The sequence below is a fragment of the Litoribacter ruber genome, assembly GCF_018449405.1.
In the GTDB taxonomy this organism is placed as follows: Bacteria; Bacteroidota; Bacteroidia; order Cytophagales; family Cyclobacteriaceae; genus Litoribacter; species Litoribacter ruber.
This window is the reverse complement of record NZ_JAHCMY010000015.1, coordinates 1-17,696: the sequence shown is the minus strand read 5'-3', so window position 1 is coordinate 17,696 and position 17,696 is coordinate 1. Positions and strand designations below refer to the sequence as shown.

The window sequence follows — 17,696 nt, the reverse complement described above, 5'->3', positions numbered from 1 at the left end:
AAGGAGCACTGAGCACTGAGCGCTGGGCACTGAGCATTGAGAACTGGGCGGTGTTTCTCATTCCTAATTCTCCATTCCTCATTCCATCGTCTCCCATGGATGTCCTAGGTGTGAAGCAGGGATCATGGCTATGTGTGTTAGGGATGTCAATGGGGTCTCCCATGGGTGTCCCTATGGTTCGTTAGTGGTTGGCTAAAATCCAAGAAACCGTTGTACTTTTTTGAGGACGTTTCAGTTTCACGCAAAGGCCGCAAAGGAGGCGCAAAGAACGCGGAGTTTTTTTTGAGATGGAGGTCCTTTCCGAGGCGAGGCCGGGAAAGATTGCCGTGTTCTCACCTGACATTTCTTACGTGAATGTTCTCGTTAAGCGGCCTTCATCCCGCCCGTGGCTGTTAATAGGTAGAACAATGACAACTACGACAACCTAGCCGGGAAGGAGGAGTTTACCTACCTCGGGAGGCCGACCGACGGCGGGACAACAATGACAACCACGTCATTTAACCGAAGGTTGTACGTGGCTAGATTTCTCCCCGCCTCGGCGGGCAAGCACTCTGCTTCGCTCCGGTCGAAAAGACGGTGGAGGCAGTTCTGCGCTCCGGTTCCCGATTCGCCTCGCTGCTCGGGACAGGCTCTTCGAAGGGGGAGTTGACCTCGTGTCGAAATGACGGAGGAATGCTGGCCGATCGAAAACACGATGAGATATTAAGCCCTTCACTCCCCCTCCCGCTGCAAGGAATACCATCGGCAGCATGGGCATGAGGAATCGGCTGTTCCAGTCTATGGTCAATAGGGTTGGGCTGAGGGTGCAGATGGTGAGGTAGGTCCAGAAGAAAACGGCTGGATAGCCTTTTAACCTGGCCGCACCATAGATCGCCAGCCCATACACGGGAATCAGAAATGCCAGTGCCGTCAAATTATGTAATGCCGAATAATACGGCCGGATATACAGAAGAAAATAAAACAGTTTGGTACCAAAAAGCTGTATTGAGTACAGCGGATTGAACAGGATCAGACTGACAAACTGCCATAAAGCCGGGTCTTCTGAATTGGGAAGGTAGAGGTTTTCCGGCGCTTGGATGATCAAGGATTTTGCGTAATCCATGTGGGCCATCTTATAGATGTTATAAACCACCTCCCCTTTCTGGTAATCCTCCACGAATCCAAAGGTACTCAGCATCTGGTTGAGCAAAAGTATGAAACCAAGTACTCCGAAAGTCAGTAATCCGATTTTAAGTTTGCGGTATCCTTCCGCCTTCCACACCCCATATGCCGCCACCGCCCCTACTGCAACTAGCATTGCCACCCCGGTAGGTCTGGTCAACACTGTCCACCCAATGATCATCGATCCTAAAACAAATAAAGCCACACCACTAAATAGTTTTTTCTCTGAGCTTTCTACGCCTTTGCGGTTATTTCTCATTGCTATCAAAAACCACATGGAAAGGCATGTCAGGCTGATGTAAAGGGATTCGGCGTAGAGATACAGGTTCCAAAAAGGCAGCATCACAAAGCCCAGGAAACATGCTCCTGTGATCAAGGCTATAAATCTATTATTGCATAGCCTCAGCGAACTGTCATAAAGACTAATCAGCGCCAGATATGAAATGGCATATTGTACAAGCACAACTGCCTCCAGTTTTGGACTGAGCATCCCCACCAAAAGCAGAAAACCCACATACCCAATGTACCAGAAATCGTGGGGCTTATAAAAGAATCCCCTTTCTTTCAGTTCCGAGGCATACAACACAAATCTCTCGGTATCCGCATCCACCATCACGCCCATTTTATAAAACCAGGCACCGTTGACCACTAGGAACAGTATAGTGAGAATCGCCATGTTTAGGGCATTTCTCGAGGCAATTATGGGGACTAGATTGGAATAGGTCACGAAGTCGATTTCAACAAATGGTCACAAAGTAGCACAAAGTTCAAAAGAAGTAGCGCTAAGTTTAAGATTTATAAGAGTTCCCGCGGCGGTCCTGCCTTTGCTGGCATGCAGGCGCGGCGGTCGCTGCGAAGCTTTTTGAATTAAAATTGGTCACAAAGTCGCACTAAGTAATAAAGAAGTCGCACGAAGTTTTAAATTGGTCATATTCTGAAAGTGGTCTCGCGGAGGGCGCGGCGATTGCGCGGCGAGCCTGCCTTTGCCGGCAGGCAGGCGCTGCGAGACCTGTTATTCATTCCTAATTCTCCATTCCCAATTCTCCATTCCCAATTCTCCATTCCCAATTAAAATTCCCAATTCCTAATTTTTGATTCATTCTATTACCACCTTAGGGCAAGATGAGTGCAGGATGTCTAAAGGATATAGGCTGTATGCTTAATGGGTTCCGGCAGGATACTTAAGGGATGTCGGCATGATGTCCTATACATTCCCGCCTAATTCGCTAAAATCCAAGAAACCGTTGTACTTTTTGGGGGCGGTTCAGTTTCCCGCAAAGGCCGCAAAGGAGGCGCAAAGAGCGCGGAGTTTTTTTTTTTGAAACGAAGGTCCTTTCCGAGGCGCAGCTTGGAAAGATCACCGTAACCCTGCCCGTGATCCCTTCCGTGAATGTTGTCGTTAAGCGGCCTTCATCCCGCCCGTGGCTGCAAATAGGTAGAACAATGATCCGCCGCGGCGGAACAACAGTCCCGGGGAGGCGAAGTTTACCTCACACGGGAGGCCAACCCACGGGACGGACAACCCTGCCGGCCAGCAGGCGGGAATGACAACCACGTCATTTAACCGAAGGTTATACGTGTCTAGATTTCTCCACTCCCTCCCATCGGTTCCCGATTCGCCCTCGGTAGCTATAAGTAGGGCTGCTCGGGACTAGGCTAAATGACGGGGACTAGTGTACCCCCCGAGGACCCTTCGGGGACCGGTCGAGGGGCGGTGGACCGGTGTCCGAGCCTGATCCGTCCGGTGTCCAGCCCGTGGCCGACTAGAAGTAAGTTACCTTATGTTCCCGGTACGGTCCAGGTATGGGTCTAGCATGGACCCCGAAATATTGCCCCACAGCTTCGCCCGGTCAGCCACATGTGGTGCTTAGCGGGGATGGGGAAGCCTGCCAGGTTTAAATCTTCCTTAGCGCCTTCGCGCCTTAGTGGCTATTAACCTTCGAATCTTTAGTTTTGGTTTTATCGACAATTATAAGTGTAAAATATCGCATATCCATCGGATAACAATGAGATTTTGGCGATTTGAAAAATATTTTTTTGTCCCCATATTATGCCTAAAAGTCCCAAGCAGTGCGCTTTTGCATAATACCCATAATTTACAATCTAATTCGCATATTTAAAAATGTATTTTGTACTTATTGAGTAGGAGTCCGCGCCCAGCAGGAATTTACCTTACGTAAGTACGACGTGGTTGTCCGTCCCGATCGTGAAGTTTACCTCCCGGGGAGGTAAACTTCACGATCGGGACGGGTTGTCTCGTCCCTGCGGGACTGGGTTGTCATGGTTGTCATTGTTCCACCTAAGGACAGTCACGTCTTGGGCTGAAGGCCGCTTAACGGGAACGGGTACGTTGATCTTTTCGAGGCTGCGCCTTGAAAAGGACCTTCGGCACTACCGAAAGTAGCTTACGTGAATACGTCCTGAGGCAAAGACCGTGCATCCACCCGTGAATGTTGTCATTGAGCGGCTCTCAGCTGTTCCGGTTGAAGGACTCTCATCCCCGCCCGTGACTGCAAATAGGTAGAACAATGATCCGCCGCGGCGGAACAACCTAGCCGGGGAGGCGGAGCCGACCCACGGGACGGACAACAAGGACAACCACGAATTTGAAATGGAGAAATAGTATTTAATAATGAATGATGAATATCGAAGGATGAATAATGAAGTGGATGAAGGTTGGGATACGGAAGCATTCAGCCCGCTCCTAAGTAATTTTCCTGCTGGGCGTCAGGATCGAACAATGATCCGCCGCGGCGGAACAACAGTGCCGGGGAGGCGAAGCTGACCCACGGGACGGACAACAAGGACACCCACGAATTTGAAATGGAGAATTAGTATTTAATACTGAATGATGAATATCGAATGATGAATAATGAAGTGGATGAAGGTTGGGATACGGCAGCATTCATCCCGCTCCTAAGTAATTTTCCTGCTGGGCGTCAGGATAGAACAATGATCCGCCGCGGCGGAACAACAGTCCCGGGGAGGCGAAGCTGACCCACGGGACGGACAACAAGGACAACCACGAATTTGAAATGGAGAATTAGTATTTAATAATGAATGATGAATATCGAATGATGAATAATGAAGTGGATGAAGGTGGGTTGCGGCAGCCTTCATCCCAGCCGTAGGTAAATTCCTGCTGGGCGCGGAAGAAGAACAAAGACAACAACGACAACAGTCCCGGGGAGGCGAAGCCGACCCACGGGACGGACAACGGCGAAGCGGACAACTACGAGGTAAAATACACCTTAGGTCTACATATCCCCAACGTTACCCTAACGTTACCCCAACGTTGATGCTAGACTGGTATAGGGGAAAGGCAGCGGGATGACAGCGTTTAATCTACTTATCCCCAGCTTTACCCCAGCTTTACCCTAGCTTTAGTGCTACTTTAGTAAGGCGTTTCTATTGGGTGTAGGCTCCCCCGACTGTCCCTGTTATATAAGGCTAATCAGAAGCAGACTGGGTCCAGTCTAGACGTTATTTAGGTCCAAGGGGAAGAGGGAGTTGATCCACGCCTAGACTGGAAGTGATAGGGAGATGATCCGAAGAGAATAATCCTTTGGGTGCGGGGATATAAGCTGCGCTGAGCGCTGGGTGCCGGGTAGGATTCTCGCGCCCAGCAGGAGGTTACTTACGTAAGTATGACGTGGTTGTCCGTCCCGAGCTCGCCTCCCCCGGGAGGTAAACTCTGCTCACCGGGACTGGTTGTCTCGTCCCTGCGGGACTAGGTTGTCATGGTTGTCATTGTTCTAAATTAGGTCAGTCACGTCTTGAGCCGAAGGCCGTTTAACGGGAACAAGTACGTTGGTCTTTTCGAGGCTGCGCCTCGAAAAGGACCTTCGGCAAGGATGAGGGTAGCTTACGTGAATCCGTCCTGAGGCAAAGACCGTGAACCCACCCGTGAATATTCTCGTTTTACGGCTCTCATCCCGCCCGTGGCTGCAAATAGGTAGAACCATGACAACCACGACAACCTAGCCGGGGAGGCGGAGCCGACCAATGGCGGGACAACAGCGCAGTGGACAACCACGTCATTATTTACGTTATAGATTTCTCCACTCCCTCCGGTCGGTTCCTGATCCGTTTTACTTCTCGGGACTAGGCGAAATGACTCGGGGGGCGATGTGGTTTCTTATTCCTATCATGCTCGGTACATAGCAAAATGCCCCATCTACCCTAATGCACTTTTAAGGCTGAGCTTAACTTTTCTTCTTATGCTTTTACCTAATTTCAGCATGAACGGAAGCTCGTCATACTGCAACTGGGGAAGTATTTGCTTTTCTGACCCAAAACTCGCGTAGAATTGGGTGATTGAGGCGAACTCCTCTGCAGGGCTTTCAAAATCCAAAATGTATGGCTGGTTGCTGAAGTCTTGGATTACATGGTCCAAAATGAGCGTGTTGCCGTTAGACTTTTTGCCTGCTGGGGTGGAAGCGTTGAAAAGGTAAATGATTTTGTTCTTGTAGATCAGAAAGAGTCCCCCCGTCAGGATATTCCCATCACCATCATGAGTATAAAAAAGTTTTGCGAGATCCCTTTCGATAAATGCTGAATAAAGGTCTCTCAATTGCTCGTAGGCATCTTCCGAAACTCCCCCGTAGATTTTATGCGACGTATGCTGTTGAAATATCTGAAGAAGGGGCTCCAAATCCCTACTTTTAATGACCTTCAGCCCTGATTTGAAGCCGCGGCCTAAATTAAGTTTTCTATCTCTAGTATAACCCTTTTGAATTTCTAAATAAGGTCTATTCAGATCCAAATAATAAGTAATGGCGTAAGTCGGGAAACTTTGGGCCTGGCCTGAAAACCGGCTGGAAAAAGTATAATCGATCACATAGTTGAACAGCTTTCTTAATTTTTGCAAGAAAGCTTCCAGAACTTCATGGTCGGTGGCCCTTTTTCCAAAAACACCCAGCTGTTGGCAAAAGAACGGCTGTTGTAGATAGGCTATCCAGAATTGTTTTCGGACTGGAAGCGGCATTACAGTGTCATAATTCCCTTGGACATCCAACAGGATAAGTGCCTCCCAACCCGGGCTTACAATATCCAAATACCAGGACAAACCATACGCCTGTCCCTCCCAATCCTCATTAATGCAGCAGTCCCATTTTTCTTTATCAATATTTTTGCAATTAATATGTGATATTTCTAAGCCCATCTTAAATCAAGGATATCTGAAGTGTTTTTTGGAGAAAGGGCTGCGCACCAAAGCTTTCTTTCCATTGGACCAGCCCCCTATTCAATTGATTTGTGTTGGAATCCACATTTCTACCGAAATCAAACCATCTTTTATCTTTATAAACCTGGTGAACAAGTTCATCTATCAGATAGTCCAATGCCCTAAGTTTTTTACCTATCTGGCTGGCGGCAATATACTGAAGATGGGCCACGCCTTCGGTTTCAAAAACACAGACTCCTCCCAAAACCTCATTTCCCTGGCTTGCCAAAAAGAGTTTGATTTCATTGGGAAAAAGCTTTTTCAGTTTCAGCACTTCCTCAAAAGTATGGGTTGGTTTGACCCCATATCTTTCTTGCAGGTTGGGTTTCAGCAAATTCTCCCAAAAAAACTGGTATTCAACAGATTCAAACACTTCAAATTGCTGTAAGTGGCTTTTTCTGATTTTCCATCTCTTCGTTCTGCCTCTTTGTTGAGCAGGCATCGGGATGGCATAAGTTAGATCAGAAAATATTTGTTCGGCGCCTTTGCTGGTCAGTAAATACTCCAAACTTTCTAGATTTTCCTGGCTGTATATCTGCGGGCCAAGACGGAATTCAATACTTTGGACACTTAAGGAATAATAATGTTCGAGCAAAGCATCCAGGGCTGCTTCTAATTGGGCGAAAGTGGTTTTATTTTTCAAAATCAACCCTCCAAAAGATAGACCCTGATGGGAATAAATCCTCTTTTCTCTCTGGTTGGCTGGAAATATGGCGAAGGGGGAATTTTTGTAATACAGTATTGCCGAAGCATCCTCAAAACGCCCTCCATGGTATTGGATGAATTTACGGGAATGAAAAAATGCACCATTCACACTATTTTCCAACACCTCCTGCCAGTCAGGTTCCAAAGTGTGGGAATATGCTTTGATCTCAATGGATACAACTTCCTTTAGCATTAAGATTTGCTTATATTTTTAATGGCTAAAAATTCTTGGTAATCTTTGATATAATCTTCTGCATCATATTTCTCAGAGCAGATTACCAAACATACTGCATCTTGGGTTAAAGAATGTACGGTCCGCCAAGTTTTTTCTGGAATCAACAGCCCTTTGGATGGAGAGTTGACCGTGAAGGTTTCCTTAACCTCACCATCATCCACGGTCACCTTAAAACTTCCTTTGACGGCAATCATTACCTGCTGGTTTTTTATATTGGCATGGTTGCCCCTCGTCTGCCCTCCTTTCTGATCAATAAGGTAATAAACCCGATTGATCGGGAATGGAATTTCTTCATCCCGATTAGCAACCACCAACTGGCCAGAATCGGATTTAACGCTTCGAAGTTGGATGTATTTACAAAGGGAGGTTTTTGGCATTTTTTTTAGTTGTTAAGCTGTCGGATGTCGGATGTCGGATGCATGATGTCGGATGTGGGGGTCCGCGCCCAGCAGGTTCATACGTACGTAAGGGCGGTGTGGTTGTCTCTTCCGCTTCGCGGAATCAGTTGTCATTGTTCCACCTTAGGTCAGTCACGTCTTGGACCGAAGGCCGCTTAACGGAAACAGGTACGGTGGTCTTTTCGAGGCTGCGCCTTGAAAAGGATCTTCGTTTGGACCGAAAGCCACTTACGTGCACCCAACCGTGAATGTTGTCGTTGAGCGGCTCTCATCCCACCCGTGGCTGCAAATAGGTAGAACAATGATCCGCCGCGGCGGAACAACCCAGCCGGGGAGGCGAAGTTTACCTACCTCGGGAGGCCGACCAATGGCGGGACAACAGCGCAGTTTACCTCCCGGGGGAGGCGGACAACCACGTCATTATTTACGTATCGAGATTTCTCCCCGCCCCGGCGGGCAAGCACTCCCTCCGGTCGGTCGAAAAGACGTAACTATGGACTATATACTGCCGACTGCGGACTGTCGACTCTAATCTTGTTCACCCAAACCCCCGTTTTGTTTGTCAAAAGGGGCGTTTGTCAATTGGGGATGGGAAGATTATCGCTGTTGGGTAGGTTTGTAGGGTAATAATTCCAGCAAGGAGCTATGATCCCGATTGTATTACTTGAAGACAGCAGTTTTATGTTTACCGGCACCAAGGGGTTTTGCCTCTTTGAATCGGGGGGAGCAGAGCGTGTCCTTGGGTTTGCTGGGACTGGAGGAGAGGCCGAAAAACGTTTTGGCGGATTACCTCCACAAGGTTTCCCTGGTCAAAAAGATCAGCTCCTACAACAAGCCGAGCCGCAACCGGACGGTGCTGGTGGATGGGGACCGGAGGATTGAGCTGGAGGACCCGCTGGTACACAGGTGGGAAGCCAACTGCATGAGGGAGGAACTGGAAAACCGGGATGCCTTTATTTTCATGTTTGACGGCAGGGAGGCGCTCGAGGATGTGGATTATGCCATCAACGTGAAGGTGCACCTGCAGTTTATCAACCGAGTGGTCAACGGCCTGAAAATCATCGTGCCCATCGCCACGTTCCGCAACCGGGATGAGGAGAAGTACCTGGGCACACACAAACTGGAATCGAAATTTTTCCTTGAAAACCAGCTGGGCAGCAGTCTGCTGGGCTTCAAGATACATGATATTGTCCTGGCCAACATGGAGTCTGAGGCTCATTTGGCTGAGATTAAAAAAGCTTTGTTTCATTAGGGAAACAAGGGTGGTTGAACAACGGGAAAAGGTGGCTGTGATACGGCTGCCTTTTTTTATGTCGGAAGTCGGTGGAAATGGGCCACAAAGGCCACCAAGTTTTCACGAAGTTTCACGACTTGTCCCGAGCAGCGTAGCGAATCGGGAAAGGCCACTTCGCGGAGAAAAATTTAAAGTTTGAGAAAAAAGTGTCAAGTAATTTAGGACTTGACATTGCTCGCTACGCCACGGCGCACAGGCGAGGCGGGTCGGATGTCGGATGTCGGATGCATGATGTCCGATGTCCGATGTCGGATGTGGGGGTCCGCGCCCAGCAGGTTCTTACGTGCGTAAGTATGACGTGGTTGTCCGTCTCTTCCGCTTCGCGGAATCAGTTGTCATTGTTGTCATTGTTCTACATAAGGCCAGTCACGTTTTGGACCGAAGGCCGCTTAACGGGAACAGGTACGGTGGTCTTTGACAAGCTGCGCTTGCAAAGGACCTTCGTAAGTAACTTACGCACTCCCGTACCGAGACCCCACCCGTGAATGTTGTCGTTATGCGGCTTTCAGCTGTTCCCGTTAAGGGACTCTCATCCCGCCCGTGGGTGCAAATATGTAGAACCATGACAACAATGACAACGGCCCCGGGGAGGCGGAGCCGACCCACGGGGCGGACAACAATGACAACCACGGAATTACAACGAGACTAGAAGTGCGGGTACGGGGTGGCTGGTTCGTTGGAAGGGGGCTTTTGTTTGGTGTGGGGGGGTGTTTGTACAATGGGTTTAGGGGGATGAGGGGAAGGGATTATTTTTAGGTTTGAAAAGCCTTTATGAAGAGATTAACTAATGGAGAAATTTTTGTCTGCTCAGACGCACCTATCGACTGATGTCCGCAAGTATCTGACCCCTGCGCTGATGGAGGAGCTGAGCCTTTTCCCCAGCAACAGGAAAATGGAGTTTTTGGAACTCTACCTGGCTCAGGCCAAATCGCTGACTTGGGCATATCTGGCCCTGGTGCTGGTGTTCCCGTTCCATTATGCCTATCAGGACCGCTGGGGCAAGCAGGTGCTCTTTTGGGTCACGGCCGGGGGACTGTTTGTCTGGTGGGCGGTTGATTTTTTTAGGATCCCGGGGATGATTAGGGAGTATAATGAGAATTTGGGGTTTAGGATTTTGGAGAGGTTGGAGAGGGAGGTTTGAGGTTTATGGGTTATGGTTTATGGGTTATGGGTTATGGGTTTCGCGCCCAGCAGGGGATTAATTACGTAAGTAGGGTACGTGCCCGCCTGCCAAGGCAAGGCCGGCAGGGTTGTCTCTTCCCCTTCGCGGAATCAGTTGTCATTGTTGTCATTGTTCTACATAAGGCCAGTCACGTTTTGGGCCGAATGCCGCTTAACGAGTATTTGATGAGGGTCGCTTAACGGGAACAGGGACGGTGGTCTTTGACAAGCTGCGCTTGCAAAGGACCTTCGTAAGTAACTTACGCACTACCGTACCGAGACCCCACCCGTGAATGTTGTCGTTGAGCGGACTTTCATCCCCGCCCGTGGCTGAAAATAAATAGAACCATGACAACAATGACAACAGCCCAGGGGAGGCGGAGCCGACCCACTGGACGGACAACAATGACAACCACGTTGCTATTTACGGATCCAGATTTCTCCCCGCCCCGGCGGGCAAGCACTCCCTCCGATCGGTCGAAATGATGAGGGAGGAACGATGGGTGAAAAGACAAGGGATGGGTGGCGCAGTGCTCAGCGCGCCATGCCCAGTGCTCAGCGCTCCGTGCTCAGTGCTCAGCGCTCACCACGTACTCCCGGACCGCAAACTCGACCACGAATCTGGATGGGAGGATGAGCTGGATGGTGGTGCCCTCGCCTTGAACGGAATTGAAGTAGTACGGAGTGTCGACTTTCCCACGCATAAGATCCATACGCTCTTTGACCAGGAACGTACCCTTGGACTCATGCAGCTTCGGGGCTTGGACAAGGGGGATGCCCTGGCCGTTGTCTTTTACTACGCAGAGCAGGTTGCCCTCTTCAGTCAGGCGGAAGGTTAACTGCAGCTCAGGATTGGGGTGGTGGCGGTCAAAGGCGTGGACGAATACGTTTTCGATGAAGGGCTGCAGAAGCAAGGGTGGAATCTGCGTTTCCCGCACGTTGATCCTTTCCTCCACATTCAACAGGAAGGTGATTTTGTTTTCAACCCGCATGTTTTCCAGGCTGATGTAGTTTTCCAGAAACTCGATTTCTTCCTTTAGGGGGATGGTTTGCTGCGAACTGAAATACAGGGTGTTGCGGATCAGGCCGGAAAAGGATTGGAGGAATTCCGAGGCCCTTTCCACTTCGTTGGTCAGCATGTAATACTGGATGGAGTTCATCGCGTTGTAGATGAAATGCGGATTCATCTGGCTGCGGAGGGCCTCCAGTTTGGTTTCGGCTATCCGGGTTTCGATGGCTGCCTTTTTCTTTTCCTCCTGGGTGACTTTTCTAAGCCTATAGCGGTAAACACCATAAACGATCAGCACCAACCACACTCCTGCAAACAGGTTAAACCACCAGGTCATATAGAATGGCGGATGTATGGTAAAGGCCAGCAGGTCATGTATGCAATTGGTATCGCTGTGCAGATCCTGCACTTCCACCTGCACCTTATAATCCCCGACGGGCAGATAGGGCAAGGTAATTTTGGATTCTGCCTGATAAGGGCTCCACTCCCCTTCCGGCTTTAGGCGGTAGCGGTAGCGGAGTTTGCCTGGATAAGGGTGGCCATGGGAGGAAAATTCCATGGTAAGGGTATTTTCATCATGGTCTAAATCCAGTTGCTTTTGCTGGAAGACAAACCATTTGTACCCCCCTTTTTCATAGGGTTGGTGGTTGACATCAAAGCGGTGAAGGCCCAGGTTAAAGGTATAGGTTTTACTCTCCAACAACCGGTCAAGTGCTACTTTGTAATACCCCTTATGCGTGCCCACCAGCAGCTCGTCGCCCACCACTTTGGCAGCGGTGAAAATCCTTTCCGTGAAGCCCTGCTCCTCGTCAAAAAACCTTACCCGGCCATCTTTATAGAAATTCAGGCCTTTTTCGGTGGCGATGATGAGTTGGTCGCCGTAGGATTCAACAAAAAGAACCGTGTTGCCCTGGATCACCTCCTTGTTGATTTTTTCCACGATGTGGAAAGAGGGTTCTTCCCGGGCCACAAATACCTCCCCAAATTCCGAGGCAATGACCATTTGCCCGTTTTTGGCAAAATGGAGCCTTTTCAGCTTGGCTTCCTCCCACTGTAGTGAATGTTGAAGGGATTGGAACTGCCCATCCTTATAATAAAACAACCCATGGAAAACGGAGGCTAGATAGGTGGCGTCTGTGCTGCTTTGGATCCGGGCTATTTGGGCAGGATTGTTTGGCAGAGAGTTGGGAAAATAGGTATACACCATGTTTCCGGGATCATCATAGATCCGCGTGCCCCCGTAAAAGTTGGACTCTATGAGCTTTCCCCCAGGGGTGAAACCAATGTGGTAGGCATGTACGGGCACATAGGTGAGGATCTCTGCATTTTGGTTGAGTTCGAATACACCGATATTGCTGTTGATCCAATAGTGGTCTCTATTGGTGTGCAGCTCGTAAAACTCTATATCCTCGGCCGGCAGGTCAAACTGCAGTTCAAAGAAATCATCCTCATGTTTTGGAAGCAGCCTGGCGTTTTGGGAGATGTAGTCTTGCTGGAATTTTTTGAACCGCTCCAGGCCAACTTCATGAAGCCTGAGTTTTTTGGAAAGGGAAAGTCCCTTTTCGTGCAAGACGGCCTTTTGTCCGTTGATTTCTGCAAAGGCTTTTACTTTTTGGTCGGACAAGGATTTATAAACTATGGTTTCGTCCAAATAAAGTTTAAACAGGCCTTCATCGTTGGAGCCCACATAAAGCACGTTTTCAAGTTTGTCGTAGGCCAAGGCCAGAATGGTTTTGGAGGCAATGTTGAAGTTGGCGCTCAGGTCCAGCATCTGCCCATCCCTGATTTCAAAGAGGCCCCCGTCTTTGTTGAACACCCCCCATGCGGCGGCATATTGTTTGCCGGTGTTGGATTTGGCCAGGTCCCAGATTACGGACTGGCCAAAAGATTGGCTTGCAAGTTTTTTATCCAAGAAATCGGCCTCGCTTACGCTGCAGACCTGCCCCTTGTCAGCCATGAATATTTCCCCATCTTGGGCCTTGCTGAAATAGACCAGCTGTTGGTCGTTGTGTTTTTGGCTGGCAAAGCCATTCTTCCTTTCCTTGATTTCAAAGGTTCCAGCCCCATAGGTGGTATAGAAAATCCTGTTTTCCAAAAACAGGAATGAAGATACGTAGCTTCTGTCATGGTCCAGTTGGGAATTCAGGACGTTGGTGATTTCCTGGGTTTGCTCGTCAATGATGGACACGCCGTTTTCGGTGCCCACGTAGATTTTCCCATCCCTATAGGCCAGTTTTCTCACCTTGTTGTTGATCAGGCCGTTGTTTACATCAAACACCTTGAACCTTTTGCCATCAAAAAAGCTGATTCCTCCCCCATAGCTTCCAAACCACATGTTGCCCTGGCTGTCTTCGGTGATGGCCCAGCAGTTGTTGAAGGCCAGCCCGTGGGATTCGTCAAAGTTAAGAAAATCACCGTTGCGCATTTTGGACACGCCGTTTTCGGTCCCGATCCACAGGACACCACGGGAATTGAAATACAGGGACCGGATGCCGTTGTTGGGCAGTCCGTCCAGGGTGGTGAAATGCTTGACAGGATGCTGCTGGGCCAGGATAGGCCAGGCCATTAGCAGCAGCAGCAAGGCGGCGAGAAACTTCTTAGCCAAAGCTTTTAGACTTTAATATTTTTGATGGTATTGGTGCCGGGATCCAGGGTCAGGCCGTCCTTGAGGTAAAGCTTGTTCTGTTTTTTATCATAGCGGACCACATTTTTGATGTTGAGGGCAAGGGACTTGCTTACCCTGAGAAACTGTTTTTCGGGATAGTTTTCCAGTACGGCCTTGAGGTTTTTGGACACCATCAGGTCGGTCCCATCGGTTTTGAAGATGGTGGTATAGCCCCTATCCCCCTTCATGTAGGCCACTTCATCATTATGGACAAATTCGATGCAGTCGTTGGTGGAAAAAAGCTGTAGTTCCAGTGATTCCGAGTTCCCGATCAGGGAGTCGAGTTTGCGGTTGATGTTGACCTCGTCGTGATATTCGATAAATTCCTCCACCTTGCTTTTGAGCAGGTATTGGTTGATGGGTTTGTGCAGGTATCCGAAAGGGCGCAGGTTGATGGCCTCGCGGGTCATGTCGTGGGCGGTGGTGAAGATGATCTCAAAATCCCGGTGAGGGACTTCCTGGAAGAGCTCGAAGCCGCTTCGGTGGGGCATCTGCACGTCGAGGAACACGAGGTCGGGGTGGCCGACTTCCCGCAGGTGGGTAAGGGCCTCATCCAGGGAGTAGCATTTTCCCACGATCTGGAACTGGCTGGGGAAGTTTTTTTTGAGCAGGATTTCGAGGGTATCCTGGGCGTGTTTTTCGTCGTCTACGATAAGGACTTTCATGTAGGGAGGGTATTAGGATTATTCTGGGATTGAGGGGCAAAATAATGAAAGAATGTTGAACTAAAAATTATATGGTGAAGAATTACATCTTCTCCGTCATTTTCGAGGCACTATATGTTGCAAACACACCCAATGCTATGACGATATGATTTCTCGCGGCGGCGCGGCGAAAAACGCTGCGACCGCTGCGAGAACTTTTACACGTCATAAGCACCTGAGCGCCAGCGGAGCGGAGCGGAGAAATCTGGATACGTACAACCTTCGGTGAGTCACGTGGTTGTCATTCCCGCCTGCCGGCCTTGCCTGGGCAGGCGGGTACGTCGTACTTACGTAAATAACCTCCTGCTGGGCGCGAAAATAGTGCTGTAACTCAACGGAATTAATGTCTAAACTTCATATATTTAATGAGGAGCTTCTACGAAAGTTATGTTCCAAAATTTTTAGAACTTTTTATGAGTTATTTTTTGTTATTTATGAGGCTTATTGGACGGAAGATTTTAGAAAAATATAGGACTATGATTTTGATAGAGTTTGAGGACCAAGAGGCAACAGTGGTATGGGCAGGAAACCATCAGGAATATGAATCGGTGTTTAGGAACAATAAGGTTACAATAAAAAAATGGTTGAGGAAAAATGGATGGATTCAATGAGATGGAAACAATAGGGGCTGACTTGAGGACGATTTTGAAAAAGGGAAGAATTGAGGATGAATTGGAATTGGAAAGGGCTCTCGGGATTGAGAGGAAGTTGCGGCTTCTTTCGAAAGACAGCCCTGACTTAAAAAAAACGAGATCAGATCTCCGGGATTTGATTGCAATGTATGAAAAAGAAACCTGGGCTGATCAAGAAGTAAATATTTCCAAGATAGAGGCCAGCGACAAGGCCGAGGAATTAGTTCAAAAGGAAAACCTATTTATAGAGAACAGAAAAAAGCTTATTAAGCAAAAATTACAAAAGCATAGTTTGACCCAACAACAGCTTGGGCAAATTCTCGGGCATCACAAATCTTATATTTCTGAACTCATGAATGGGATCAGTCCTTTTTCCATGAAAGATTTGATCATCATCCACAACCTACTAAAAATCAAACTTTCGGATTTGATTCCTACTGCTTTATCCCTGGAAGATAAACAAAAACTAAATACAAGAATTAAGGAGCTGGGATTGGAAAAAATGGTTTAGATCTCTATTTCTGGATTGGTGCTGTGCACATCCGTATTGGTTTATGGTTTATGGTTTATGGTTTAAAGTTTATGGCTTGGGGATGAAAGGAAGCTCCCGCTGTGCATCAGCGCCGGATAATTAACCCTGACTGCCAGGCAAGCTCTAAACCACCACGATACACTTGATTGTCTTCACTTAGTTTCCTAATTTTATCAGGTAACTACTACCTGAAATATGTTTGATAGCGATTCGCGGTATGCCGCCCTGAAATGGTATAGGAAATTACGTTTGGGGTGGATTTTTAATACTTCTACCTTTATTGGCAATTTTGTGATCGCCTTGGTGGTCACTTATTTTTTTGATGGGCTGGGCTATGGGGAGGCGGTTAATTATGTGTTTTTCCTCTCCATGCTTTCCATAGGGCTTTGGGTGACCGAGGCCATCCCTCCTTTTGCCGTTGGGATATTCATCATTGCTACCCTGTTGCTTGGATTTGGAACCGACTATATCATAGAGGAAAGCAGTCCCGTGGACCTCTATGTGGGTACCTGGACGAGCAATGTGATCTGGCTGCTGCTGGGTGGGTTTTTCTTGGCCGAAGGGATGCGGGTGGTGGAGCTGGACCGCTCACTGTTTAGGTTTACGATCCGCAGGTTTGGAAGCAAACCTGAGCAGCTGCTTTTGGGTTTGATGTTGACCACCGGGGTGGCCAGCATGGTGATGTCGAATACGGCCACCACGGCCATGATGATTTCGAGCATTATTCCATTGGTTCACCTGATGGGCAAAAAATCGCCTTATTCTATAGCTTTGTTGACCGGAATCCCCGCCGCGGCATCTGTGGGCGGAATCGGGACCATCATTGGGAGCACGCCCAATGCCATAGCTGTGGGTGCCCTTGCCGAAAAGGGCATCAACCTCACCTTTATGGATTGGATGATCTTTGGGTTTCCGGTGGGGATTTTCCTTGTGCTGGCTTTTTGGAAGTTTCTAGTCTCCCGCAACCATATCAAAGGCTTGGAGATTGACCTTTCCAAGCTCCCCAAAAGCACCGACAAGGTGGATCCCTTCAAGCGGAAGGCGGTGATCTTCACCCTGATTGTCACCATCCTGATGTGGCTTACCGAGCCTGTTCACGGCATTCCTGTAGCCGCTACTTCTGCCGTTCCGATTGTCTTGCTCACCATGACCCAGGTCATCATGGCCGATCAGGTGCGCACCCTGCCATGGGACACACTAATGTTGGTGGCAGGGGGTCTGGCCCTGGGTATAGCCTTGGTGGAAGTGGGTCTGGCCGACATTGTCATGAATGAGGTCAACAGTCTTCCGATTCCGACGTTTGGAATCGCCATTGTGTTCAGTTTGGTGGCGGTGCTGCTTTCGAACGTGATGAGCAATACGGCCGCGGCTTCAATATTGGTGCCGCTGGGTTTGGCGCTGCCTGCCCCCTATTCGGTGGCAGTACCGCTTATTGTGGCGATCAGTTGCAGTTGCAGTTTGCTGCTTCCGGTATCCACCCCGTCGAATGCGATCAGCTATGCTACGGGGTTGATTGAGCAGAAGCAGTTTCGCCCGGGAGGGCTGATGCTGATCCTCCTTGGCCCGGCCACGGCGATGGTGGCGGTGATGTTGTGGAGTTTGGTGTTTGTGTAACTAAAGTTGTCCGCTCCGCTGTTGTCCACCCCGTGGGTCGGCCTCCCGCGGGAGGTAAACTGCGCCTTCCCGGGGTTGTTGTCGTGGTTGTCATTGTTCTACTTAGACGCCCAGCAGGGGATTACTTAGGGAGGGATGAAGGCTGCCGTACCCCAATCTTCTTTGCGGTGCCCACCTTCATCCCTCCCTATTCTCCCGCGAAATAGAACAACGACAACTCGACAACAGAGGACCGCAGTCCCGAACAGCGAAGTTTACCTCCTCGGGGGGGGCGTCTTCGGGACCGACAACCACGGTACTCATTTGTTGTCAGGGTTGTCGTGGTTGTCCACCCCGTGGGTCGGCCTCCCGCGGGAGGTAAA

10 protein-coding genes are annotated in these 17,696 nt (G+C 49.1%); 4 read left to right on the top strand and 6 right to left on the bottom strand.

Going from position 1 to position 17,696, the window contains the following annotated elements; translation table 11 throughout:
• Positions 1–493: 493 nt before the first annotated feature.
• The 4 genes from KI659_RS16360 to KI659_RS16345 all read right to left on the bottom strand — a co-directional run bounded on the left by KI659_RS16360 (position 494) and on the right by KI659_RS16345 (position 7,702).
• Entirely contained in the window at positions 494–1,837 is a 1,344-nt protein-coding gene (locus tag KI659_RS16360) for a hypothetical protein (RefSeq protein ID WP_213946453.1), read from the bottom strand.
• Between the two features lie 3,501 nt (positions 1,838–5,338).
• On the bottom strand, positions 5,339–6,325 hold the full coding sequence (locus KI659_RS16355) for a GNAT family N-acetyltransferase (RefSeq protein WP_213946452.1): 987 nt from the start codon (positions 6,323–6,325) through the stop codon (positions 5,339–5,341).
• Position 6,326: 1 nt separating this feature from the next.
• The gene (locus tag KI659_RS16350; protein WP_213946451.1) at positions 6,327–7,283 is read right to left on the bottom strand and encodes a hypothetical protein; all 957 of its coding nucleotides are present in this window, start codon (positions 7,281–7,283) and stop codon (positions 6,327–6,329) included.
• Positions 7,283–7,702, bottom strand: a complete 420-nt coding sequence (locus tag KI659_RS16345; protein WP_213946450.1) for a sugar 3,4-ketoisomerase — start codon at positions 7,700–7,702, stop codon at positions 7,283–7,285. Before KI659_RS16345 ends, KI659_RS16350 begins: the two co-directional genes overlap by 1 nt.
• 685 nt (positions 7,703–8,387) lie before the next feature.
• Between KI659_RS16345 and KI659_RS16340 the strand changes: the two genes are divergently transcribed.
• Both KI659_RS16340 and KI659_RS16335 read left to right on the top strand, forming a co-directional pair.
• Complete coding sequence (locus KI659_RS16340; RefSeq protein ID WP_213946449.1) at positions 8,388–8,975, top strand: hypothetical protein; 588 nt, start codon at positions 8,388–8,390, stop codon at positions 8,973–8,975.
• Between the two features lie 829 nt (positions 8,976–9,804).
• A complete protein-coding gene (locus KI659_RS16335) occupies positions 9,805–10,158 on the top strand; it encodes a TM2 domain-containing protein (protein WP_213946448.1) in 354 nt (117 codons plus the stop codon).
• A gap of 589 nt (positions 10,159–10,747) precedes the next feature.
• Here the strand turns inward: KI659_RS16335 and KI659_RS16330 are convergent.
• A complete protein-coding gene (locus KI659_RS16330; RefSeq protein ID WP_213946447.1) occupies positions 10,748–13,792 on the bottom strand; it encodes a histidine kinase in 3,045 nt (1,014 codons plus the stop codon).
• 5 nt (positions 13,793–13,797) lie between these two features.
• Positions 13,798–14,517, bottom strand: coding sequence for a LytR/AlgR family response regulator transcription factor (locus tag KI659_RS16325; RefSeq protein ID WP_213946446.1), 720 nt, complete (start codon positions 14,515–14,517; stop codon positions 13,798–13,800).
• Positions 14,518–15,150: 633 nt separating this feature from the next.
• Here KI659_RS16325 and KI659_RS16315 point away from each other — a divergent pair.
• Together KI659_RS16315 and KI659_RS16310 are read left to right on the top strand one after the other, a co-directional pair.
• Entirely contained in the window at positions 15,151–15,699 is a 549-nt protein-coding gene (locus KI659_RS16315; protein WP_213946444.1) for a helix-turn-helix domain-containing protein, read from the top strand.
• A gap of 216 nt (positions 15,700–15,915) precedes the next feature.
• Positions 15,916–17,334, top strand: coding sequence for an SLC13 family permease (locus KI659_RS16310; protein ID WP_213946443.1), 1,419 nt, complete (start codon positions 15,916–15,918; stop codon positions 17,332–17,334).
• The last annotated feature ends 362 nt before the right edge of the window (positions 17,335–17,696 follow it).

Bases quoted from the DNA above. Each gene is read 5' to 3' on its own strand.
- KI659_RS16360 (WP_213946453.1), bottom strand. From the start codon at position 1,837: ATGGCGATTCTCACTATACTGTTCCTAGTGGTCAACGGTGCCTGGTTT.
- KI659_RS16355 (WP_213946452.1), bottom strand. From the start codon at position 6,325: ATGGGCTTAGAAATATCACATATTAATTGCAAAAATATTGATAAAGAA.
- KI659_RS16350 (WP_213946451.1), bottom strand. From the start codon at position 7,283: ATGCTAAAGGAAGTTGTATCCATTGAGATCAAAGCATATTCCCACACT.
- KI659_RS16345 (WP_213946450.1), bottom strand. From the start codon at position 7,702: ATGCCAAAAACCTCCCTTTGTAAATACATCCAACTTCGAAGCGTTAAA.
- KI659_RS16335 (WP_213946448.1), top strand. From the start codon at position 9,805: ATGGAGAAATTTTTGTCTGCTCAGACGCACCTATCGACTGATGTCCGC.
- KI659_RS16325 (WP_213946446.1), bottom strand. From the start codon at position 14,517: ATGAAAGTCCTTATCGTAGACGACGAAAAACACGCCCAGGATACCCTC.
- KI659_RS16315 (WP_213946444.1), top strand. From the start codon at position 15,151: ATGGATGGATTCAATGAGATGGAAACAATAGGGGCTGACTTGAGGACG.
- KI659_RS16310 (WP_213946443.1), top strand. From the start codon at position 15,916: ATGTTTGATAGCGATTCGCGGTATGCCGCCCTGAAATGGTATAGGAAA.